This is a genomic window from Streptomyces sp. NPDC104381 (assembly GCF_055583745.1).
Genome location: NZ_JBVJNK010000002.1, coordinates 104866 through 126211, shown reverse-complemented (window position 1 = coordinate 126211; position 21346 = coordinate 104866). Strand labels below are relative to the sequence as shown.

The 21346-nt window shown below is 70.6% G+C and carries 15 protein-coding genes and 1 tRNA gene; 11 read left to right on the top strand and 5 right to left on the bottom strand.

Annotation, left to right across the window (positions count from 1 at the left end; all coding sequences use genetic code 11):
• Nucleotides 1-2: 2 nt before the first annotated feature.
• Genes eboE through ACZ607_RS05605 form a run of 3 tightly spaced genes read left to right on the top strand, consistent with a single transcriptional unit; the run spans nucleotide 3 to nucleotide 3690 of the window.
• Nucleotides 3-1178: a metabolite traffic protein EboE gene (gene eboE / locus ACZ607_RS05615; protein WP_469732062.1), complete on the top strand. Its 1176-nt coding sequence runs from the start codon at nucleotides 3-5 to the stop codon at nucleotides 1176-1178.
• The gene (locus tag ACZ607_RS05610) at nucleotides 1175-2572 is read left to right on the top strand and encodes a nucleotide pyrophosphatase/phosphodiesterase family protein (protein WP_469732061.1); all 1398 of its coding nucleotides are present in this window, start codon (nucleotides 1175-1177) and stop codon (nucleotides 2570-2572) included. Before eboE ends, ACZ607_RS05610 begins: the two co-directional genes overlap by 4 nt.
• A 41-nt stretch (nucleotides 2573-2613) precedes the next feature.
• On the top strand, nucleotides 2614-3690 hold the full coding sequence (locus ACZ607_RS05605) for a sugar phosphate isomerase/epimerase family protein (protein WP_469732059.1): 1077 nt from the start codon (nucleotides 2614-2616) through the stop codon (nucleotides 3688-3690).
• Nucleotides 3691-3761: 71 nt separating this feature from the next.
• On the opposite strand, the gene ACZ607_RS05600 is transcribed toward ACZ607_RS05605, so the two are convergent.
• The 4 genes from ACZ607_RS05600 to ACZ607_RS05585 all read right to left on the bottom strand — a co-directional run bounded on the left by ACZ607_RS05600 (nucleotide 3762) and on the right by ACZ607_RS05585 (nucleotide 10395).
• Nucleotides 3762-5156 carry an OFA family MFS transporter gene (locus ACZ607_RS05600; protein ID WP_469732057.1) on the bottom strand — a complete coding sequence of 465 codons (1395 nt, stop codon included), beginning with the start codon at nucleotides 5154-5156 and terminating at the stop codon, nucleotides 3762-3764.
• A gap of 124 nt (nucleotides 5157-5280) precedes the next feature.
• A complete protein-coding gene (locus ACZ607_RS05595) occupies nucleotides 5281-7449 on the bottom strand; it encodes an acetate--CoA ligase family protein (RefSeq protein ID WP_469732055.1) in 2169 nt (722 codons plus the stop codon).
• Between the two features lie 2 nt (nucleotides 7450-7451).
• Complete coding sequence (gene frc / locus ACZ607_RS05590) at nucleotides 7452-8690, bottom strand: formyl-CoA transferase (protein WP_469732053.1); 1239 nt, start codon at nucleotides 8688-8690, stop codon at nucleotides 7452-7454.
• A 13-nt stretch (nucleotides 8691-8703) separates the two neighbouring features.
• Nucleotides 8704-10395, bottom strand: a complete 1692-nt coding sequence (locus ACZ607_RS05585) for a thiamine pyrophosphate-binding protein (protein WP_469732051.1) — start codon at nucleotides 10393-10395, stop codon at nucleotides 8704-8706.
• Between the two features lie 166 nt (nucleotides 10396-10561).
• Between ACZ607_RS05585 and sucC the strand changes: the two genes are divergently transcribed.
• The 4 genes from sucC (at nucleotide 10562) to ACZ607_RS05565 (ending at nucleotide 14902) form a co-directional block, all read left to right on the top strand.
• The gene (gene sucC / locus ACZ607_RS05580; RefSeq protein WP_469732049.1) at nucleotides 10562-11698 is read left to right on the top strand and encodes an ADP-forming succinate--CoA ligase subunit beta; all 1137 of its coding nucleotides are present in this window, start codon (nucleotides 10562-10564) and stop codon (nucleotides 11696-11698) included.
• A 2-nt stretch (nucleotides 11699-11700) separates the two neighbouring features.
• On the top strand, nucleotides 11701-12582 hold the full coding sequence (sucD, locus tag ACZ607_RS05575; RefSeq protein WP_469732047.1) for a succinate--CoA ligase subunit alpha: 882 nt from the start codon (nucleotides 11701-11703) through the stop codon (nucleotides 12580-12582).
• A gap of 245 nt (nucleotides 12583-12827) precedes the next feature.
• Nucleotides 12828-14393, top strand: a complete 1566-nt coding sequence (locus tag ACZ607_RS05570; protein ID WP_469732045.1) for an aldehyde dehydrogenase family protein — start codon at nucleotides 12828-12830, stop codon at nucleotides 14391-14393.
• Nucleotides 14394-14527: 134 nt separating this feature from the next.
• Complete coding sequence (locus ACZ607_RS05565; protein ID WP_469732043.1) at nucleotides 14528-14902, top strand: SH3 domain-containing protein; 375 nt, start codon at nucleotides 14528-14530, stop codon at nucleotides 14900-14902.
• Between the two features lie 37 nt (nucleotides 14903-14939).
• Here the strand turns inward: ACZ607_RS05565 and ACZ607_RS05560 are convergent, their stop codons facing one another.
• Entirely contained in the window at nucleotides 14940-16337 is a 1398-nt protein-coding gene (locus ACZ607_RS05560) for a DUF2254 domain-containing protein (RefSeq protein ID WP_469733397.1), read from the bottom strand.
• Between the two features lie 199 nt (nucleotides 16338-16536).
• Here ACZ607_RS05560 and ACZ607_RS05555 point away from each other — a divergent pair.
• From ACZ607_RS05555 to ACZ607_RS05540, 4 genes are all read left to right on the top strand, one after another.
• A tRNA-Leu gene (locus ACZ607_RS05555) sits at nucleotides 16537-16624 on the top strand.
• Nucleotides 16625-16813: 189 nt separating this feature from the next.
• Entirely contained in the window at nucleotides 16814-17830 is a 1017-nt protein-coding gene (locus ACZ607_RS05550; protein WP_469732041.1) for a LacI family DNA-binding transcriptional regulator, read from the top strand.
• Nucleotides 17827-19374, top strand: coding sequence for a sugar ABC transporter ATP-binding protein (locus ACZ607_RS05545; RefSeq protein ID WP_469732039.1), 1548 nt, complete (start codon nucleotides 17827-17829; stop codon nucleotides 19372-19374). The genes ACZ607_RS05550 and ACZ607_RS05545 overlap by 4 nt, the downstream gene beginning before the upstream one ends.
• Nucleotides 19364-21328 carry an ABC transporter permease/substrate-binding protein gene (locus ACZ607_RS05540; protein WP_469732037.1) on the top strand — a complete coding sequence of 655 codons (1965 nt, stop codon included), beginning with the start codon at nucleotides 19364-19366 and terminating at the stop codon, nucleotides 21326-21328. The genes ACZ607_RS05545 and ACZ607_RS05540 overlap by 11 nt, the downstream gene beginning before the upstream one ends.
• Nucleotides 21329-21346: the final 18 nt, after the last annotated feature.

Sequence of the window (21346 nt, the reverse complement as noted above, 5' to 3'; positions counted from 1 at the left end):
CCATGCGCTTCCGCCACCCCGACGGCTCCACCGTCCACCTCGCCTACTGCACCAACGTCCACCCCGCCGAGACCCTCGAAGGCGTCCGCGCCCAGCTGCGCGACCACTGCGAGCCCGTACGCAGACGGCTCGGCCGGGACCGCCTCGGCATCGGCCTCTGGCTCGCCAGGGACGCCGCCCGCGCCCTGATCAACGACCCGGCCGCCCTGCGCGCACTGCGCGCCGAACTCGACCACCGCGGCCTCGAAGTGGTCACCCTCAACGGCTTCCCCTACGAGGGCTTCGGGGCCCAGGAGGTCAAGTACCGCGTATACACACCGGACTGGACCGACCCCGAGCGGCTCTCGCACACCACCGACCTGGCCCGGCTGCTCGCCACCCTGCTCCCCGACGACGTCACCGACGGCACCATCTCCACCCTGCCGATCGCCTGGCGCACCCCGTACGACGAGGACCCCACGGCGGCGGACATCGCGCGCAAGGCCCTCACCACGCTCGCGCAGCGCCTCGACGCCCTCGCCGAACTGACCGGCAAGAACATCAGGATCGGCCTCGAACCCGAACCCGGCTGCACCGTGGAGACCACCGCCGACGCCATCGGACCCCTCACCGCCGTGGGTCACGACCGCATCGGCGTCTGCGTCGACACCTGCCACCTCGCCACCTCCTTCGAGGACCCCGACACCGCGCTCGACGCCCTGCGCGCGGCCGGTGTCACCGTCGCCAAGGCCCAGCTCTCCGCGGCGCTGCACGCCGAACACCCGCACCTGCCCGAGGTGCGCGCCGCCCTGGGCGCCTTCGCAGAACCCCGCTTCCTGCACCAGACACGCACCCTCACCACGGCCGGACTCCGAGGGACCGACGACCTCGACGAGGCGGTGTCCGGCGGGGCCCTCCCCGACGGCACGCCCTGGCGCTCCCACTTCCACGTCCCCCTCCACGCGCCTCCCGCACCCCCTCTCACCTCCACGCTCCCCGTCCTGCAATCGGTGCTGACCAGGCTCGTCGGCGGGCCGGCGCCCCTCACCCGGCACCTGGAGGTCGAGACGTACACCTGGCAGGCGCTCCCCGCCGAACTGCGGCCGCGCACCCGCACCCAGCTCGCCGACGGCATCGCCGCCGAACTCACCCTCGCCCGCGACCTCCTCGTCGACCTCGGACTCAAGGAGCTCCCATGACCGCCCCCACCGCAGGCGACCGCCCCACCCCGCTCCTCGTCCTCGACGTCGTCGGGCTCACCCCGCAGCTCCTGGCCCACATGCCGAACCTCCGCGCCCTGGCCGGCACGGGCACGCAGGCACCCCTGTCCACCGTCCTGCCCGCCGTCACCTGCGCCGCCCAGTCCACCTTCCTCACCGGAACCACCCCCTCCGAACACGGCATCGTCGCCAACGGCTGGTACTTCCGCGAGCTCGGCGACGTCCTCCTGTGGCGCCAGCACAACGGGCTCGTCGCCGGGGACAAGCTCTGGGACGCCGCCCGCCGCGCCCACCCCGGCTACACCGTCGCCAACATCTGCTGGTGGTACGCGATGGGCGCCGACACCGACTGGACCGTCACACCCCGCCCCGTCTACTACGCCGACGGCCGCAAGGAACCCGACTGCTACACCCGGCCCCCGGCACTGCACGACGAACTGACGGAGAAACTCGGCACCTTCCCCCTCTTCCACTTCTGGGGGCCGGGCGCCGACCTCGTCTCCTCGCAGTGGATCATCGATGCGACCCGGCACGTCCTCACCACCCGAAGCCCCGACCTGGCACTCTGCTACCTCCCGCACCTCGACTACGACCTCCAGCGCTTCGGCCCCGACGACCCCCGCTCCCACCGCGCCGCGGCCGACCTCGACCGCGCCATGGCACCCCTGCTCGACGACGCCAGGACCCAGGGCCGCACCGTCGTCGCCCTCTCGGAGTACGGCATCACCCGCGTCGACCGGCCCGTGGACATCAACCGCGCCCTGCGCCGCGCCGGGCTCCTGGAGGTGCACACCCAGGACGGCATGGAGTACCTCGACCCCATGGCGTCCCGCGCCTTCGCGGTCGCCGACCACCAGCTCGCCCACATCTACGTACGCCGGCCCGAGGACCTGGAGGCGACCCGGGAAGCCCTCGCCGACCTCCCCGGCATCGCCGAACTGCTCGACGACGAGGGCAAGAAGGCCCACCACCTCGACCATCCCCGCTCCGGAGAGCTCGTCGCCGTGGCGGAGAAGGACGCCTGGTTCACGTACTACTACTGGCTGGACGACGACCGCGCGCCCGACTTCGCCCAGCTCGTCGAGATCCACCGCAAACCGGGCTACGACCCGGTGGAACTCTTCATGGACCCCCAGGACCCCTATGTCCGGGTGAAGGCCGTCTCCGCGGTGGCCCGCAAGAAACTCGGGATGCGCTACCGCATGGCGGTCGTCCCGCTGGATCCCTCACCTATTCGCGGCAGCCACGGCCGCCTCCCCACGAGCGACGACGAAGGTCCGCTCATCCTCTGCTCCACCCCCCACGCGTTCACCGGCCGAGTCCAGGCCACCGAAGTGAAGTCCTTGCTGCTCCAGCTTGCCGGACTGCACTGACAATCCGTCCCGCCCGCACGTTCACAGGGAGATTTCTGATCATGAGCCGCACCCCGAAGGACCCCGAGCTCGCGCGCAGACTCAGCCGCCGCAACGTCCTGGGCGTCGCCGCCGGAGCCACCGCCGCGACCCTGCTCAGCGGTGCCGCGGCCCAGGCGTCGAGCCCGGGCACCGGACACGGCAAGGACCACGGCCACGGACACGGCAAGGACCACGGGAAGGGCCGTGCGGTCCTGCCCCCCGGCCGCCTCGGCATCCAGCTCTACAGCCTCCGCGACAAGGTCTCCACCCTCGGCTTCGCCCCCGTCTTCTCCGAGCTGGAGAAGTACGGCTACGACGAGATCGAGTTCGCCGGCTACACCCAGGGCTCGGCCGGGGCCATCACCCTCGCCCAGCTCAAGCGGCTGGCGAAGGACCACGGGCTCAACCCCATAGGCAGCCACGTCAACTACTACGACGACAACAACCCCGGCGCCTACTCCTTCGCCCAGAACCTCACCCAGGTCCTCGACGACGCCGAGGCCCTCGGCCTCAAGCACATCGGCACCGCCTCCGGCCCGTTCCGCTACGGCGACACCGTCGACGGCTGGAAGCGCGCCGCCGAGGACTTCAACACCTACGGCGCCGCGGCCCGCAAGCGCGGCATGAAGTTCTACCAGCACAATCACGCAGAGGAGTTCTCCTTCGCCACCGACAAGCCGAAGGTGCGCCTCTACGACGTCCTGCTCGCCGAGACCGACCCCGACCTGGTCTACCTGGAGATGGACATCTACTGGGCGTTCTGCGCCCAGTTCCGCTTCGGCAAGCGGGTGGACGGCACACCCGCCCCCTTCACCCCCATCGACTACGTGCTCAAGCAGCCCGACCGCTACCCCCTCTTCCACGTCAAGGACGGCACCCGCAACGACGCCGCCCGCGACGGCTACGACATGACGGACGTCGGTGACGGGGACATCGACTACAAGAACTTCCTGAGCCGCGTCACCGCACGGACCCACCGCGGCCGTACCTACCACCACTGGCAGACCGAGCACGACAACCCGGTCGAGTCCTTCGCCTTCGCCCGTAAGTCCAGCGCGCACCTGCACTCGCTCCGTGAGAGCCGCTGCGGGGACTGACGGCCGAGGCACGCACGCGTGGGGCCCGGTTCCCAGGAACCGGGCCCCACGCGGGTACCGCGCGAGCGCGGTCAGTCGGTCTCCCGGATCACCGGCGGGGCCGTGCCGGCCTTCACCAGCAGCTTGCCCTTGCGGTCACGGCCGGGCGCCGCGAGGAACAGGGCGAGGAACCCGGCGAAGAACGAGATGCTGCCCGCCAGGATGAAGGCCCCGTAGAGCCCCCACGCGTCGACGACCAGGAAGCCCATCCCCGCCCCGAGCCCGGAGACGAGCTTGGAGCTGTAGACCATCCCGTAGTTGGTGGCGTTGTTGTTCTCACCGAAGTAGTCCGCGGTCATCGCGGCGAACATCGGGAAGATGGCGCCGCCGCCGAAACCGGAGATCGCGGAGAAGAGCAGGAACAGCGGCAGGTTCTGCAACTCCGCCGCTCCGATGATGCCGAACTGGGCCAGCCCCAGGATGACGCAGACGTAGAGCAGGCACTTCTTGCGGCCGTACAGGTCGGAGAGCCAGCCGATGACGCCCCGCCCGGTGCCGTTGACGATCGCCTTGAGCGACATCGCGGTGGCCACGATCCCGGCAGCGAAGCCCGCGTCCTGGCCGATGTCCACCTGGAAGGCGATGCCGAAGATGTTCACACCGGACGTACAGGCCAGACAGCACCACATCAGCGCCACCCGGCCGGTCCTCCACGCCTCGCCCGGGGAGTACTGCTTGACGGCCGGCGGGTTCTTCTCCAGCGAGCGGCGGGCCCGCGGGTCGTCGGGCGGGTTGAGCGGGTCGATCCCAGCGGGCCACCAGTTCTTCGGCGGGTCCCGGAAGAAGAAGCCGGCGCACGCCACGAGCGCGGCGAGGAAGACACCCACCGACACCAGGACCCACCGGAAGTTGGTGATGTCCATGAACCCGGTGAAGATGAAGACGAACGGCACCGAACCGTAGGCGAAGCCGCCGTTGACGAAGCCCGTCTTGCCGCCCTTGCGCTCCGGATACCACTTGCCGACCATGTTGACGCAGGTCGCGTACGCCATGCCCGCGCCCATGCCGGAGAACATGCTGAAGCCGATGTACGCGACGATCACATGCGGTGCGAACGCCAGCGAGAGATAGCCGAGGAGGGTGCCCGTCGCCCCGAGCATCATCGCCCAGCGGGCGGGCAGCTTTCCGGTCTCCCTCAGTCTGCCCGCGGGCATCGCCACCGCGGCCTGGAAGAAGACCCAGACGGTCATCATCCAGTAGATGTGACCGCTGTTCCAGTTGTGCGCGTGGTGCAGTGTGTCCTCCGCCGACGCGAAGGCGTACTCGGCCGAGCTGATGCCCATCATGCCGACCCACGGCAGGATGACCATCCACTTGCGCTTGCGGCCCATGATGTCGATGTCGCTCTCGCCGAGCCGGTAGACCCGGCCGTTGGCGTCCGTCACCTCCCTGTAAGGGACGGATGTGGAGAGGTCTGTAGTCGTCATAGTCGTTCGAACCCCTTGCGTGGAAGAAGTCTGGCCGGCGCCCCCTGCCCGTTCTCACTCCGCACAGGGGTCCGCGGTCGAGCCGTACACCGCAGACCCCGTGGTTCGAGCCGTCGTCATCAGGTCATCGGCCACCGCCCAACAGCCCGGCCGCACGGGCCCACCGGTACTTCGCGCCGAGCACGGCGACCGGCCGCTCCGTGGTGTAGGGATACGCCACGACGCCCCGCTCGAAGAGATAGGCGCAGGCCTCCTCGACCTCGGTGTCGCCCGCAAGCGACGCCACCACCGGCTTCTCGATCCCGCGCGCCCGGAACTCCTCCACCACCCGGGCCGTCAGCTCCGCGAAGACCATCGGCGGGGTGACGATCGTGTGCCAGTAGCCCAGGACCAGCGCGTGGATCCGCGGATCCTCCATCCCCAGCCGGATCGTCGCCTCGTACGTCGACGGCGGCTCACCACCCGTGATGTCGATCGGGTTGCCGGCGGCCCCGAACGGCGGGATGAACGCCTTGAACGCCGTGTCCAGATCCGGCGGGATCTCCATCAGCGACAGCCCGTTGTCGACGATCGCGTCCGACAGGAGGACCCCCGAACCGCCGGCCCCCGTGATGATCACGACGTTGTCGCCCTTGGGCGCGGGCAGCACCGGCAGCGCACGCGCGTACTCCAGCATGTCGTTCAGGCCCGGCGCCCGGATCACCCCCGCCTGCCGCAGGATGTCGTCGTACACGGCGTCGTCCCCGGCCAGCGCACCGGTGTGGGACCCGGCCGCCTCGGCGCCCGCGCTCGTCCGGCCCGCCTTGAGCACCACGACCGGCTTCTTCGGTACGGTCGCCCGCGCCGCCTCCACGAACGCCCGCCCGTCCTTGAGGTCCTCCAGGTGCATCGCGATGCACGCGGTGTGGGGGTCCTCGCCGAACCAGGTCAGCAGGTCGTCCTCGTCGATGTCGGACTTGTTGCCGAGCCCGACGATCGCCGAGACTCCGGTCCTCGTCGACCGCGCGAAGCCCAGGATCGCCATGCCGATACCGCCGGACTGCGAGGTCAGCGCCACCGGGCCCTTGACGTCGTACGGGGTGCAGAAGGTGGCGCAGAGGTCCTGCCACGTCGAGTAGTAGCCGTAGATGTTCGGCCCCAGCAGCCGTACGCCGTACTGCTCGCCGACCGCCACGATCTCGTCCTGGAGGGCCTGTTCGCCCGTCTCGGCGAAGCCGGACGGGATGAGCACGGCGTTGGGGATCCCCTTGCGTCCCACCTCCTGGAGCGCGGAAGCGACGAACTTGGCGGGTATCGCGAAGACCGCCACATCCACCTCACCGGGAACGTCGGTGACACTCTTGTACGCCTTGCGGCCGAGAATGTCATCGGCCTTGGGGTTCACCGGATGGATCTCGCCCGCGAAGCCGCCGTCGATGAGGTTCCGCATCACCGAATTGCCGATCTTTCCCTGCTCGTTGGAGGCCCCGATGACCGCGACCGAGCGCGGCTCCATCAGCCTGCGCATCGATACGAGGATCTCCTCGCGGCTGTAGCGGCGCCGCGCCTTCACCTCCTCGGTCGTCAGCAGGATCCGGATGTCCGCGGCGACCGCGCCGTCCGGCGAGGCGATGACGGGATTGAGGTCGACCTCCGCGATCTCCGGGAAGTCCGTGACCAGCCGGGAGACCCGCCGGATCTGCTCCGCCAGCGCCCACCGGTCCACGGCCGGCGCCCCGCGCACCCCCTTCAGGATCTCCGCGGCGCCGATCGAGTCCAGCATCGACCGCGCCTCCTCCGCGGTCACCGGTGCCAGCCGGAAGGTGATGTCCTTGAGCACCTCGACCAGGACACCGCCGAGGCCGAACGCCACCACCTTGCCGAACGTCGGGTCGGTGACAGCCCCGACGATGACCTCCTGCCCGGGCGGCACCAGCTGCTGCACCTGCACACCCTCGATGCGCGCGCCCGGCGCGTAGGCCTTCGCGTTCTTCACGACGGTGCAGAACGCCGCCCGTACCTCCTTGGCGCCCGACACCCCGACCATGACCCCGCCCGCATCCGTCTTGTGCAGGATGTCGGGGGAGACGATCTTGAGGACGACGGGCCCGCCGAGCCGGTCGGTCAGCGCCACCGCCTCGTCCACGTCCCGGGCCAGGCCCTCGCCCGGCACGGTGATCCCGTACGCGTCGGCGACGATCTTGCCCTCCGGGGCGGTGAGCGCGGCGCGCCCCTCGGCCCGGACGCGGTCGAGGAGTGCCCTGACGCGCTCCCGCTCGTGTTCCTGCTCCTGTGCCTCGACTGTTCCGGTCATGCTCAGATGACTCCGTTCGTCTTCAGAAGCCGCAGTTCGTCGTCGCCCAGGCCCAGTTCACCGACGTAGACCTCCGCGTTGTGCTCACCGAGCAGCGGGGAGGTGACGATGTCGACGGGGGAGTCGGACAGCTTCAGCGGGCTGCCGACGGTGGTGAAGGTGCCGCGCTCGGGGTGCTCGACGCGGACCACCATCTCGTTGGCGGCGAGGGACTCGTCCTCGACGATCTCCTTGGTGGAGAGGATCGGACCGCAGGGGATGTTGTGCGCGTTCAGCTGCTCCAGCACCTCCCACTTGGGGAGCGTCGCCGACCACTCCTCGATCAGCTGGAACATCTTGCCGAGCTTCGGCAGCCGGGACTCCGGCGTCGCCCACTCGGGGTCGTCCGCCAGCTCCGGTCGGCCGATGAGGGCGGACAGGGGTTTCCAGCCGACCGGCTGCACGATGACGTACACGTAGTCGTTGGGACCGCCCGGTGCGCACTTCACCGCCCAGCCCGGCTGGCCGCCGCCGCTGGCGTTGCCGCTGCGGGGCACCTCGTCGGCGTCCGCGGTGACCTGCGCGTCCGGGTACTCGGCGAGCGGCCCGTGCTCCAGCCGCTGCTGGTCGCGCAGCTTCACCCGGCAGAGGTTGAGCACGGCGTGCTGCATCGCCACGTTGACCCGCTGCCCACGCCCGGTGGTCTCCCGCTGGAACAGCGCGGCGAGGATGCCGGCCACCGCGTGGATCCCGGTGCCCGAGTCACCGATCTGGGCACCGGTGGCGAGCGGCGGCCCGTCGGCGAAGCCCGTGGTGGACATGGAGCCGCCCATGGCCTGCGCGACGACCTCGTACGCCTTGAAGTTGGTGTACGGCCCCTCGCCGAACCCCTTGATGGAGGCGTAGACGATCCGGGGGTTGATCTCCTGGATCCGCTCCCAGGTGAACCCCATGCGGTCCACGGCGCCCGGGCCGAAGTTCTCCACCATCACATCGCTGCGGCGGATCAGCTCGGTGAGGATCTCCTTGCCGCGCTCGCTCTTGGTGTTGAGGGTGATGCTCCGCTTGTTGCAGTTGAGCATCGTGAAGTAGAGGGAGTCGACGTCGGGGAGGTCGCGCAACTGCTTGCGGGTGATGTCCCCGCCCGGTGCCTCCAGCTTGACGACGTCCGCCCCGAGCCAGCCGAGCAGCTGGGTGGCGGAGGGACCGGACTGTACGTGGGTCATGTCGAGGACGCGCACGCCCTCAAGGGCTTTGGTCATGCCGACGGCTCCTCTACTTGTACATGGTCTGGTTCATCGTTCCGGGGGCGTACGCGTCCGGGTCGACCCAGACGTTGATCAGCGAGGGCAGCCCCGACTCGCGGGCCCTGCGCAGCGCGGGGGCGATGTCGGCGGGGTCCCGCACCTCTTCGCCGTAACCGCCGAGCATCTGGGCGAACTTGTCGTAGTGGACGTCGCCGAGGGTGTTGCCGACCCGCTCGCGCTCGTCGCCGTACTTGGCCTTCTGGCCGTAACGGATCTGGTTCATCGAGGAGTTGTTGCCGACGATGCCCACGAAGGGCAGGTTGTAGCGGACGAGCGTCTCGAAGTCCCACCCGGTGAGGGAGAACGCCCCGTCGCCGAAGAGCGCCACCACCTCCTTGTCGGGCCTGGCCTGCTTGGCGGCGAGCACGAACGGCACCCCGACGCCGAGCGTGCCGAGGGGGCCCGGGTCCATCCAGTGGCCCGGGGTGCGGGGCTGGACGACCTGGCCGGAGAAGGTGACGATGTCGCCGCCGTCCCCTATGTAGAGGGAGTCCTCGGTCAGGAAGTCGTTGATCTCGCTCACCAGCCGGTAGGGGTGGATGGGCGAGGCGTCCGACTTCAGCTGGGGGAGGCGCTTCTCGATCGATGTCTGCTCGGCGGCCCGCAGCTCGTCCAGCCATGCCTTGCGCTTCACCGAACCCCCGTTGAGCCGGCCGCTCGCCGCCTCCGTGACCGCCTTCAGGACGAGCGAGGCGTCCCCGACGATCCCGAGGTCGACGTCGCGGTTCTTGCCCACGGTCCGGTAGTCGAGGTCGATCTGGACGACGGTGGCGGTGGGGGAGAGCCGCTTGCCGTAGCCCATCCGGAAGTCGAAGGGCGTCCCCACGATCACGATCAGGTCGGCGTTGGAGAACGCGTAGCGCCGCGAGAGCTGGAAGTGGTGCGGGTCGCCGGGCGGCAGGGTGCCGCGGCCCGCGCCGTTCATGTACGCGGGGATGTTGAGCGTCCGGACGAGCTCGGTGGCGGAGTCCGTGGCGCGTGTCGTCCAGACCTGGCTGCCCAGCAGGATGGCGGGCTTGTCGGCGTGGACCAGCAGATCGGCGAGCTTCTCGATGTCGGCCGGGTCGCCGCCCGCCCGGGTCGAGGCCCGGTACCTCCCCTCCTCCGGGACCCGGGCCCTGTCCGCCGGGACCTTCGCGTCGAGCACATCGCGCGGGATCTCCAGGAACGAGGGGCCGGGTGCCCCGTGGTAGCACTCCCGGAAGGCCATCGACACCATGTCCGCCGCCCGCGCGGTGTCCGGCACAGTGGCCGCGAACTTGGTGATCGGCGTCATCATGTCGACGTGCGGAAGGTCCTGGAGCGAGCCCATCTTGTGCTGGCTGTGCGCGCCCTGACCCCCTATCAGGAGCATCGGTGACTCCGCGCGGAAGGCGTTGGCGACCCCGGTGACGGCATCGGTCGTCCCGGGGCCCGCGGTGACGACGGCGCACCCCGGCTTCCCGGTGATGCGGGCGTAGCCGTCGGCCGCGTGGGCGGCCACCTGCTCGTGCCGTACGTCGACGACGTCGATGCCCTCGTCGACGCAGCCGTCGTAGATGTCGATGATGTGGCCGCCACAGAGGGTGTAGATGCGTTCCACCCCCTCCGCCTTGAGTGCCTTGGCGACCAAGTGCCCACCGGAGATGAGGTTCTGGGTGTCCTGGCTGTCCTCGGGCATGGCGATGTCCTGTCCCTTCGTAGGGGAGTGCGGGAGCCGCTCCGCCGCTCTCGCGGTACATTGCATACAGTCGACGAATACTGTATGAAGCTTGTTATCCCGCATCCGGTGGGTGGTGTCCAGGGGGCGTGCGGCACTTTCACAATCGGCACGATCGGGAGTGGCTATGGATCTCTACGAGCACCAGGCAAGGCAACTCTTCGCGGATCACGGCATCGCCGTACCGGACGCCGAGGTCGTGGACCACCCGTCCGCGGCCCATGCCGCGGCCGAACGGCTCGGCGGCCGCGTCGTCGTCAAGGCGCAGGTCACAGTAGGTGGACGGGGAAAGGCGGGCGGCGTGAAGGTGGCCGCCGACCCCGGCGCGGCCGTCCTCACCGCACGGCAGATCCTCGGCATGGACATCAAGGGGCATCCGGTCCGGACGGTGATGCTGGCCCAGCCCGTCGACATCGAGAGGGAGTTCTACGTCAGTTACGTCCTGGACCGGGCCGCCGGGACCTTCCTCGCCATCGCGTCGGCCGAGGGCGGCATGGACATCGAGGAGGTCGCCGCCACCCGTCCGGAGGCCGTGGCCCGCATCCCCGTCGACCCGGCCGAGGGCGTCACCGAGGCCGAGGCGGCCCGGATCGCCGAGGCGGCCTCCCTCCCGCCGGAGACCGCCCCCGTACTCCAGGCGCTGTGGCAGGTCCTCACCGAGGAGGACGCCCTGCTCGTCGAGGTCAACCCGCTCGTCCGCACCACGGACGGCCGGATCCTCGCCCTGGACGGAAAGGTCACCCTGGACGACAACGCGGCCTTCCGCCGGTCCCGTCGGAGCGCGGACACCGCCGACCCGCACGGGGACCCGCTGGAGGCGGCCGCCGCAGCCAAGGGACTCAACTACGTCAAGCTCGACGGCGAGGTCGGCATCATCGGCAACGGCGCGGGACTCGTCATGTCCACCCTCGACGTGGTCGCCGGCTGCGGCGCGCGACCGGCCAACTTCCTCGACATCGGGGGAGGCGCCTCGGCCCGCGTGATGGCCGACGGGCTCACGGTCATCCTCTCCGACCCGTCGGTGAAGTCCGTCTTCGTCAACGTGTTCGGCGGCATCACCGCCTGCGACGCGGTCGCCGACGGAATCGTCCAGGCCCTCGGCTCCGTCCGCCTGACGAAACCCCTGGTCGTCCGTCTCGACGGCAACAACGCGGCGCGCGGACGGGCGATCCTCGACGACCGGGCGCACCCGATGGTCGAGCAGGTCACCACGATGGACGGCGCAGCCGACCGAGCAGCCCGACTCGCCCTGGGAGGGCACTGATCATGGCCATCTTCCTCAGCAAGGAGAGCAAGGTCCTCGTCCAGGGGATGACCGGCGCCGAGGGCATGAAGCACACCCGGCGGATGCTCGCGGCGGGCACCCAGATCGTCGGCGGCGTCAACCCCCGCAAGGCGGGCAGCACCGTGGACCTCGACGACCGTACGGTCCCGGTCTTCGGCTCCGTACGCGACGGCATGGACGCCACCGGCGCCGACGTCAGCGTCGTCTTCGTCCCGCCGCCGTTCGCCCGGGCCGCCGTCGTCGAGGCGGCGGACGCGGGCATCGGCCTGGCCGTGGTCATCACGGAGGGCATCCCGGTCCACGACGCCGTGGCCTTCCACGCCCATGCCAGGGCGCGCGGCACCCGCATCCTGGGGCCCAACTGCCCCGGGGTGATCAGCCCGGGGCAGTCCAACGCGGGCATCATCCCCGCCGACATCGCGACGAAGCCGGGCCCCATCGGCCTGGTCTCCAAGTCGGGCACGCTCACCTACCAGTTGATGCACGAACTCCGCGAGACCGGCTTCTCGACGGCGGTGGGCATCGGCGGCGACCCGGTGATCGGCACGACGCACATCGACTGCCTGACGGCGTTCGAGAACGACCCGGACACCGAACTGATCGTCCTCATCGGCGAGATCGGCGGCGACGCGGAGGAACGCGCCGCCGCCCACATCGCCCGGCACATCACCAAGCCGGTGGTCGGCTACATCGCGGGCTTCACCGCCCCCGAGGGCAAGACGATGGGCCACGCCGGGGCGATCGTCTCGGGATCGAGCGGCACGGCCGCGGCGAAGAAGCAGGCGCTGGAAGCGGTGGGCGTAGCGGTCGGCGCAACGCCCATGGAGACGGCCCGCCTGGCGGAGGCCAGGCTGCGCGGCTGAACCCGAGCCCATCCTTTTCAGCCCGCGGCTCCGCCCCCGTACAGCGCCCGCCCGAGCCCGTCATTCCCAGCCCGTCCGGCGTTTGAGGACCGGGGTCCGGGGCGGAGCCCCGGTTACGGGAAGGGGCGGGCAGGGGAACAGGCCCGCCGCAGGCGCCCACCCCGCCCCCGCCCCCGCACCCCCGCCCGCACCGCGCCACCCACCCGCACCCCGCATCCCCGCCACGCACCCAGAGCGGAGACCCCATGCCCCAGACACCCGCGCAGACCGACACCCCCGCCCTCAAACCCGGCACCGCCTGGCACGACGCCTGGCACCGCTGCCTCACCACCGCCCCCGAGGCGTTCGGCGACGACCGGGCCCGCAACCTCTGGGCCGGCACCTGGCACCGGGACGGCCGCACCCTCCCCGCCACCAGCCCCATCGACGGCACCCCCCTCACCGGCCCGCCCCGCCTCGACGCCCCGGCCGCCCGCCGGGCCGTACGGGCGTCCCTCGACCAGCACCGCGCCTGGCGCCACATCCCGCTCCCCGAACGCCGCGCCCGCGTATCGGCCACCCTCGACGCGCTCACCGAGCACCGCGAACTCCTCGCCCTGCTCCTGGTCTGGGAGATAGGAAAACCCTGGCGCCTGGCGCAGGCCGATGTGGACCGGGCCATCGACGGCGTCCGCTGGTACGTCGACCACAGCGAACGCCTCCTCGCCGGCCGGACCCCGCTCGCGGGCCCCGTCTCCAACATCGCCAGCTGGAACTACCCCATGTCCGTGCTGGTCCACGCGATGCTGGTCCAGGCGCTGGCCGGGAACGCCGTCATCGCCAAGACCCCCACCGACGGGGGCGTCTCCTGTCTCACCCTCGCCTGTGCGCTCGCCGCCCGCGAAGGCGTCCCGCTCACCCTCGTCAGCGGCAGCGGCCGCGAACTCTCCGAGCCGCTCGTCCGGTCGGCCGAGATCGGCTGTGTCTCCTTCGTCGGCGGGAGGGACACCGGCGCCCGCATCGCCACCGCCGTCGCCGACCTCGGCAAGCGGCACATCCTCGAACAGGAGGGCCTCAACACCTGGGGCATCTGGAACCACACGGACTGGCCGTCCCTGACCGCGGTCATCCCGAAGCTCTTCGACTACGGCAAGCAGCGCTGCACCGCCTACCCCCGCTTCGTCGTCCAGCGCACGCTCTTCGCGGAGTTCCTGGCCGCCTACCTCCCCGCCGTACGCTCTCTCCGCACCGGCCACCCCCTCGCGGTGGAGCACCCCTCGGACCCGCTCCCCGAGCTGGACTTCGGGCCCCTGATCAACGCCACCAAGGCCAAGGAACTGCACGACCAGGTCACCGAGGCGATCGACCGCGGGGCCGTCCCCCTCCACCGGGGATCGGCGGCGGACGGCCGCTTCCTCCCCGGCCAGGACACCAGCGCCTACCTCCACCCCGTCACCCTCCTGAACCCGCCCCCGTCCTCCCCGCTCCACCACGCGGAACCCTTCGGCCCGGTCGACACGATCGTCCTCGTCGACACCGAGGCCGAACTCCTCGCCGCCATGAACGCGTCGAACGGAGCCCTGGTCGCCACCCTCTCGACCGACGACCCGGCGACGTACGCACGCCTGGCCCCGCAGATCCGCGCCTTCAAGACGGGCCACGGCAAGCCGCGTTCCCGGGGCGACCGCGAGGAGCTCTTCGGTGGCTTCGGGGCGTCCTGGCGGGGCGCCTTCGTCGGCGGCGAACTGCTCGTACGGGCCGTCACCGAGGGCCCGCCGGGGGAGCGGCCGCCGGGCAACTTCCCCGACTACCACCTCATGCCGCCGATGTGATGGGACGTTGAAGGACCTGTGACGCTCCCTCAAGTCGTCACGGAACACGCATACGATCTTCGTACTACGGCGCCGGTCGCTACCGGCGCCGTGTCAGGGGAAAGACGAACTCGCACACCGTGAGGAAATACTTCGTGAAGAAAACCAAGACGTGGGCGGCGCTCGCCCTGCCTGTCCTGGTCGCCTCGGCCGTACTCACCGCCGCGCCGTCGGCCGGTGCCGCGTCCGCCGACACCCTCGCCGCGCCCGGCGGGGTGAGCACGCAGGCCGCGCTCACCTGCAAGGGATACGGGAAGGGCGGAGTGACCAACGCCCGTACCCCGGTCCACACGGGAGCCGCAGGAAGCGCGTCCGTCACCGGCTACATCGCTGCCGGAAAGACGGTCCACCTGTACTACGAGTGCATCAACTCCGCGGGGAACGTCTGGTACGAGATCACCGGCTATCTCGACACGGACGCGCCCGGGACGCCCAGCAGGGCCCGGTTCATCTACAGCGGATACCTGTAAACCGGAGCCGCGTGAGCAAGCCGTCAGGGGGGCGGTCTCACCCGATCCCCTGACGGTCCGGGCGCAGCGCGAACGCCCGCCCCGCCGCCTCCGGCACCGTGCGCTCCACCGCTTCCACCAGGAGCGCACGGTGCCGGAGCAGCGGCCGCGTCCGCTCCTCGGACGCCAGCCCCAGCAGATCGTCGAGCCCGGCCAGCAGCCGCCGCGTGACCTGGGGGTTCCCGGCGGCGCACCAGCGGATCTCCTCGAACGCGAGGTCCACCAGGTCCGTCCACCCCGGCACCGGCTGGACCAGCCGTACCTCGCCCCGCCGGTCACGGTGGTGCAGGGGCCCCAGCGGCAGACGTACGGCGACGGCGAGGAACTGCACGATCCGGTCCAGGCACTGCACCGCGGTGGTCGGGTCGTTCACCGAGGACGAGAGCGCGCGCAGCGCGATGTCCGACAACTGCCGCAGACCGAAAGCCGGGTCCTGGTACAGGGTGCGCTCGACCCCCACCCGGAGCGTGCGCCGCAGGGCGCGGGCAGCCGGGGCGTCCCCGCCGTGCACGGTCAGCACGGGCGTGCCCGGGACCACGAAATCCCCGACGCGGGGCACCAGCCGCAGGACGACGCCCCCGCGGCGTGCGGCCCGCACGAGCCGTCCCACCGCCACATCCCGCAGCACCCCGGCGTGCTCCCGGTGCACGAGGTACGCCGTGCGGGCACCCGGCGGGGGTTCGTCGTCCGTGCCCGCCGGCTGCCGCGCGAGGGAACGGAGCGACTCGCGGGTGATGTGGTCCAGGACGGGCCCGACCTGCATCAGCCGCAGGGTCGCCGACACATAGGCGACGAACAGCAGCAGACTCAGCCCGACCAGCCCGAGCGTCAGCAGGCTCTGGAGCAGGGGCGCCGACGTCACCCGGCGGGGATCGGGTTCCGGGCCGCCCTCGTACGAGGTCAGCACCAGCAGGGAGAACGCGAAGGTCGCCAGGAACACGGTCAGCGTGAGCTTGCTGATCCTGCTCCGTACGAAGATCCGGACGACGCGCGGGGTGAGCTGCCCGCTCGCCATCTGCACGGCCACCAGCGAGATGCTGAACACGACACCGATGAACGTCATCATCGCGGCACTGACCGTGGTGACGATCGTCCGGGCGTCGCCCGCGAACGTGAGGAGGTCGCCGAGCTCCTCGTACGCCTCCTCCCGCTGGAGGTACATGACGATCCTCGTGTCCAGTTCGGAGAGGACCAGCCACAGCACGACGGCGCCCACGAGACCCGCGGCCGGCGCGAACCAGAAGGTGTCGCGCAGCCGCTCCCGCAGCGAGGCCAGGGCGTGGGGCGGTCGCGGGACGTGCGCACCCGTGCCACGCGGGCCACTCGCGCCGGGCGGACCGCTCGCGCCGCTCCCGCCACTGGACTCGCTCCCGCTCCCGCCGCTCCTGCCGTTCATGCCGCTCATGTCCGGGAAGGTAGCCCGGGAGCACGCCGCGTACGCCGCACGTCACGGAACGTACGCGTGTCGGCGCCGGGTGGGTCCCGGCCGGGCCCGCACCGCACTGACCACCTGAAACGCAGGTGAGAGGCACCCCAAACCCCTGGTATTGTTTTCTTTGTCGCCACGGGGAACACCCCGGAACGACAGACACCTTGTCCGGGTGGCGGAATGGCAGACGCGCTAGCTTGAGGTGCTAGTGCCCTTTATCGGGCGTGGGGGTTCAAGTCCCCCCTCGGACACCAGCGAAGACCCCAGTTCATCTGGGGTCTTTTTGCGTGCCGCGTCGGGCCACGCATCACGATCCGGTCACGTCCCCCGGGTGTGGGGTTGTTTTCCGCCATGTAATCGATTCCAATCATGCGTGTAATCGATTCCACGGCTACTTCCGCTGGTTTCGAGGCTCACGGAAACCACAAGGAGGTGGTCCGGAAATGGCGAGCATCAAGGATGTCGCGGCCCAGGCAGGAGTCTCTGTCGCCACGGTCTCCCGTGTCCTCAACAGCCATCCCTCCGTCAGCCCGGACGCACGCAGACGCGTCCTCGCCGCCGTCGACGCCCTCGGCTACCGGCCCAACGCCGTGGCCCGCTCGCTGCGCACGGACCAGACCCGCACGCTCGGCCTCGTCATCAGCGACGTACTCAACCCGTACTTCACCGCGCTGGCCCGCTCCGTCGAGGAGGAGGCCCGCGGCCTCGGCTACAGCGTGATCATCGGCAACGCCGACGAGCGGCTCGAACAGCAGGACCACCACGTCCGTACGCTCCTGGACCGCAGGATCGACGGACTCCTGGTGTCGCCCGCCGACGGCGAGTCCCCGCTGCTGCTGGACGTCGCGCGCACCGGGACCCCGATGGTCTTCGTCGACCGCTGGATCCCCGGGGTGGACATCCCCGTCGTACGCGCCGACGGCCACCGGGCCATCCAGGACCTGGTCGCCCATCTGTACGCGCTCGGCCACCGCCGGCTCGCCATCATCGCCGGACCGGCCGCCACCACCACCGGCAACGAACGCGTCGAGGCCTTCCGCGAAGCGATGCGCGCCCATGGACTCGCCCTCCCCGACGCCTACATCGGGCAGGGCGACTTCCAGGCCGACAGCGGCCGCCGCGCCACCGAACGCTTCCTGGCGCTGCCCGACCCGCCCCAGATCGTGTTCGCCGCCGACAACCTCATGGCGCTCGGCGCCCTGGACGCCATCCGCGCACGCGGCCTGCGCGTCCCCGAGGACATCGGCATCGCGGCCTTCGACGACATCCCGTGGTTCGTCCACACCGGTCCGCCGATCACCGCGATCGCCCAGCCCACGGGCGACCTCGGCCGTGCCGCCGTACGCGCGCTGATCGACATCGTCGAAGGCCGCCCCCCGCAGTCCGTCACCCTGCCCGCCCGCCTCGTCGTACGCAGCTCCTGCGGCGAGCGCACCTCCACCCCCGGGAGCAACGAGTGAGCGAATCAGTCGAGTTGCTGCGCATCGAAGGCGTACGCAAGACCTTCCCCGGCGTCGTCGCCCTGGACAGTGTCGACTTCGACCTCCGCAGCGGAGAGGTGCACGTCCTGCTCGGTGAGAACGGCGCGGGCAAGAGCACCCTCATCAAGATGCTCTCCGGCGCCTACCGCCCGGACCGCGGCCGGATCTTCGCCGGTGGCGAGGAAGTGCGCATCCACGGCGCGCAGGACGCGGAGAAGCTCGGGATCGCCACGATCTACCAGGAGTTCAACCTCGTCCCCGATCTGACGGTCGCCGAGAACATCTTCCTCGGCCGCCAGCCCCGGCGCCTCGGCATGATCGACCGCCGGCGCATGGAGGCCGACGCCGAGGTGCTGCTGCGCCGGGTCGGCCTGCACATCTCACCCAGGGTCAGGGTCCGTGACCTGGGCATCGCCCGGCTGCAGATGGTCGAGATCGCGAAGGCGCTGAGCCTGGACGCACGCGTCCTGATCATGGACGAGCCGACCGCCGTCCTCACCTCCGAGGAGGTCGACAAGCTCTTCGGGATCGTGCGGCAGCTGCGCGCCGACGGCGTCGGCGTCGTCTTCATCACCCACCACCTCGACGAGATCGCGGCCCTCGGGGACCGTGTCACCGTCCTGCGCGACGGCCGCAGCATCGACCAGGTGCCCGCCTCGACGCCCGAGGCGGAACTGGTCCAGCTCATGGTCGGCCGCAGCATCGACCAGCAGTATCCGCGCGAACGCCCGGAGACCGGACCGTCGTTGCTCTCCGTACGGGGACTCACCCGCGACGGGGTGTTCCACGACATCAGCTTCGACGTGAAGGCCGGTGAGGTCGTCGGTCTCGCCGGACTCGTCGGCGCCGGACGCACCGAGGTCGCCCGCGCCGTCTTCGGCGCGGACCCCTACGACGCCGGGACCGTCGAGGTGAGCGGCGAGCGGCTGGGCAAGCACGACGTGACCGCCGCCATGGGCGCCGGGATCGGGCTCGTCCCCGAGGACCGCAAGGGCCAGGGCCTCGTGCTCGACGCCTCCGTCCAGGAGAACCTCGGCCTGGTCACCCTCCGTTCGGCGACCCGCTCCGGGCTCGTCGACGTCAAGGCGCAGCGCACCGCCGCCGCCCGGATCGCCGAGCAGCTCGGCGTACGGATGGCGGGCCTCGGCCAGCACGTCCGCACCCTGTCCGGCGGCAACCAGCAGAAGGTCGTCATCGGGAAGTGGCTCCTGGCCGACACCCGGGTGCTGATCCTCGACGAGCCGACACGCGGCATCGACGTCGGCGCCAAGGTCGAGATCTACCAGCTCATCAACGAGCTGACGGCCTCCGGACACGCCGTCCTGATGATCTCCAGCGACCTGCCCGAGGTCCTCGGCATGAGCGACCGGGTCCTGGTCATGGCCCAGGGCCGTATCGCCGGAGAGCTCCCCGCCCACGAAGCCACCCAGGACGCCGTGATGGCACTCGCCGTCAGCGGCGCCCCCGTGATCGACCCCGACCAGCACGCAGAGAACGCAGAGGAGAGCCCCCGTGGCCACTGACACGCATCCGAGCAAGACGGGCGCGGGCGGCGCCGGACACACCCTCCGCCGCCTCCTGCTCGACAACGGCGCGCTCAGCGCCCTGGTCGTCCTCCTGGTGGCGATGTCGCTGCTCTCGGGCGACTTCCTCACCACCCAGAACCTGCTGAACGTCGGTGTCCAGGCCGCGGTGACCGCGATCCTCGCGTTCGGTGTCACCTTCGTCATCGTCTCGGCCGGCATCGACCTCTCCGTCGGCTCGGTCGCCGCGCTCTCCGCCACCGTCCTCGCGTGGTCGGCGACCTCGGCGGGGGTACCCGTCTGGCTGGCGGTCATCATCGCCGTGGCCACCGGCATCGCCTGCGGCTTCGTCAGCGGCGCCCTCGTCGCGTACGGCAAGCTGCCCTCGTTCATCGCGACCCTGGCCATGCTGTCGGTGGCCCGGGGCCTGTCCCTGGTCATCTCCCAGGGCCGGCCGATCCCCTTCCCCGACTCCGTCTCCGTGCTCGGTGACACGCTCGGCGGCTGGCTGCCCGTCCCGGTGCTCGTGATGATCGCGATGGGCCTGATAGCGGCCCTCATCCTGGGCCGCACCTACATCGGCCGCTCCATGTACGCGATCGGGGGCAACGAGGAGGCGGCCCGGCTCTCCGGACTGCGCGTCAAGAAGCAGAAGCTCGCCATCTACGCCCTCTCCGGTCTCTTCGCCGCCGTGGCCGGCATCGTCCTCGCCTCGCGTCTCGTCTCCGCGCAGCCGCAGGCGGCCCAGGGGTACGAGCTCGACGCGATCGCCGCGGTCGTCATCGGCGGCGCCAGCCTCGCCGGCGGCGTCGGCAAGGCGTCCGGCACCCTCATCGGCGCGCTGATCCTCGCCGTGCTGCGCAACGGCCTCAACCTCCTCTCGGTGTCCGCCTTCTGGCAGCAGGTCGTCATCGGTGTCGTCATCGCTCTCGCGGTGCTGCTGGACACCCTGCGCCGCAAGGCCGGCTCCGGTGCCGCGTCCGCCGGCGGTTCCTCCGCCGCACCGGGATCACCCGGGAAGGGCCGCAAGGGCGCGATGCAGGTCGGCATCGCGGTCGTCTGCGTGGCCGCCGTCATCGCCGCCGTGACCTTCTTCAAGTCCGGTTCCTCCGGCACCACCACCAAGGTGGGCATGTCGCTCTCCACCCTGAACAACCCCTTCTTCGTCCAGATGAAGGAGGGCGCGCAGAAGGAGGCGAAGGCGGCCGGCATCGACCTGACCGTCACCGACGCCCAGAACGACGCCTCGCAACAGGCCAACCAGCTGGAGAACTTCACCAGTTCCGGGGTGGACTCCGTCATCGTCAACCCGGTGGACTCCGACGCCGTCGGCCCCGGCGTCCGCAACGCGAACAAGGCCGGCATCCCGGTCGTCGCCGCCGACCGCGGTGTCAACAAGGCGAAGACGTCGACGCTCGTCGCCTCCGACAACGTGGCGGGCGGCAAGCTCGCCGCGAAGACCCTGGCCGACCGGCTCGGCGGCAAGGGCAGCATCATCGTCCTCCAGGGCACCGCGGGCACCTCCGCCAGCCGTGAGCGCGGCGCCGGCTTCGCCGCGGGCCTCAAGGCGTACCCGGGGATCAAGGTCGTGGCGACCCAGCCGGCCGACTTCGACCGCACCAAGGGCCTGGACGTCATGACCAACCTGCTCCAGTCCCACCCCGGCATCAACGGCGTCTTCGCCGAGAACGACGAGATGGCGCTCGGCGCGGTCAAGGCGCTGGGCAGCAAGGCCGGCAAGTCCGTCCCGGTCGTCGGCTTCGACGGGACCCCCGACGGCCTCACCGCGGTCGAGGCGGGCACCCTGTACGCCTCCGTGGCCCAGCAGCCCGGGGAACTGGGGAGGATCGCCGTGCAGAACGCGATCAAGGCCGCCGACGGCAAGAAGATCGCCGACATGGTGAAGGTGCCGGTCAAGGTCGTCACCCGGCAGAACGTCGCCGACTTCTCCTGATCACGAAAGGCGCCATCC

Bases quoted from the DNA above. Each gene is read 5' to 3' on its own strand.
- eboE (WP_469732062.1), top strand. From the start codon at position 3: ATGCGCTTCCGCCACCCCGACGGCTCCACCGTCCACCTCGCCTACTGC.
- ACZ607_RS05610 (WP_469732061.1), top strand. From the start codon at position 1,175: ATGACCGCCCCCACCGCAGGCGACCGCCCCACCCCGCTCCTCGTCCTC.
- ACZ607_RS05605 (WP_469732059.1), top strand. From the start codon at position 2,614: ATGAGCCGCACCCCGAAGGACCCCGAGCTCGCGCGCAGACTCAGCCGC.
- ACZ607_RS05600 (WP_469732057.1), bottom strand. From the start codon at position 5,156: ATGACGACTACAGACCTCTCCACATCCGTCCCTTACAGGGAGGTGACG.
- ACZ607_RS05595 (WP_469732055.1), bottom strand. From the start codon at position 7,449: ATGACCGGAACAGTCGAGGCACAGGAGCAGGAACACGAGCGGGAGCGC.
- frc (WP_469732053.1), bottom strand. From the start codon at position 8,690: ATGACCAAAGCCCTTGAGGGCGTGCGCGTCCTCGACATGACCCACGTA.
- ACZ607_RS05585 (WP_469732051.1), bottom strand. From the start codon at position 10,395: ATGCCCGAGGACAGCCAGGACACCCAGAACCTCATCTCCGGTGGGCAC.
- sucC (WP_469732049.1), top strand. From the start codon at position 10,562: ATGGATCTCTACGAGCACCAGGCAAGGCAACTCTTCGCGGATCACGGC.
- sucD (WP_469732047.1), top strand. From the start codon at position 11,701: ATGGCCATCTTCCTCAGCAAGGAGAGCAAGGTCCTCGTCCAGGGGATG.
- ACZ607_RS05570 (WP_469732045.1), top strand. From the start codon at position 12,828: ATGCCCCAGACACCCGCGCAGACCGACACCCCCGCCCTCAAACCCGGC.
- ACZ607_RS05560 (WP_469733397.1), bottom strand. From the start codon at position 16,337: ATGAACGGCAGGAGCGGCGGGAGCGGGAGCGAGTCCAGTGGCGGGAGC.
- ACZ607_RS05550 (WP_469732041.1), top strand. From the start codon at position 16,814: ATGGCGAGCATCAAGGATGTCGCGGCCCAGGCAGGAGTCTCTGTCGCC.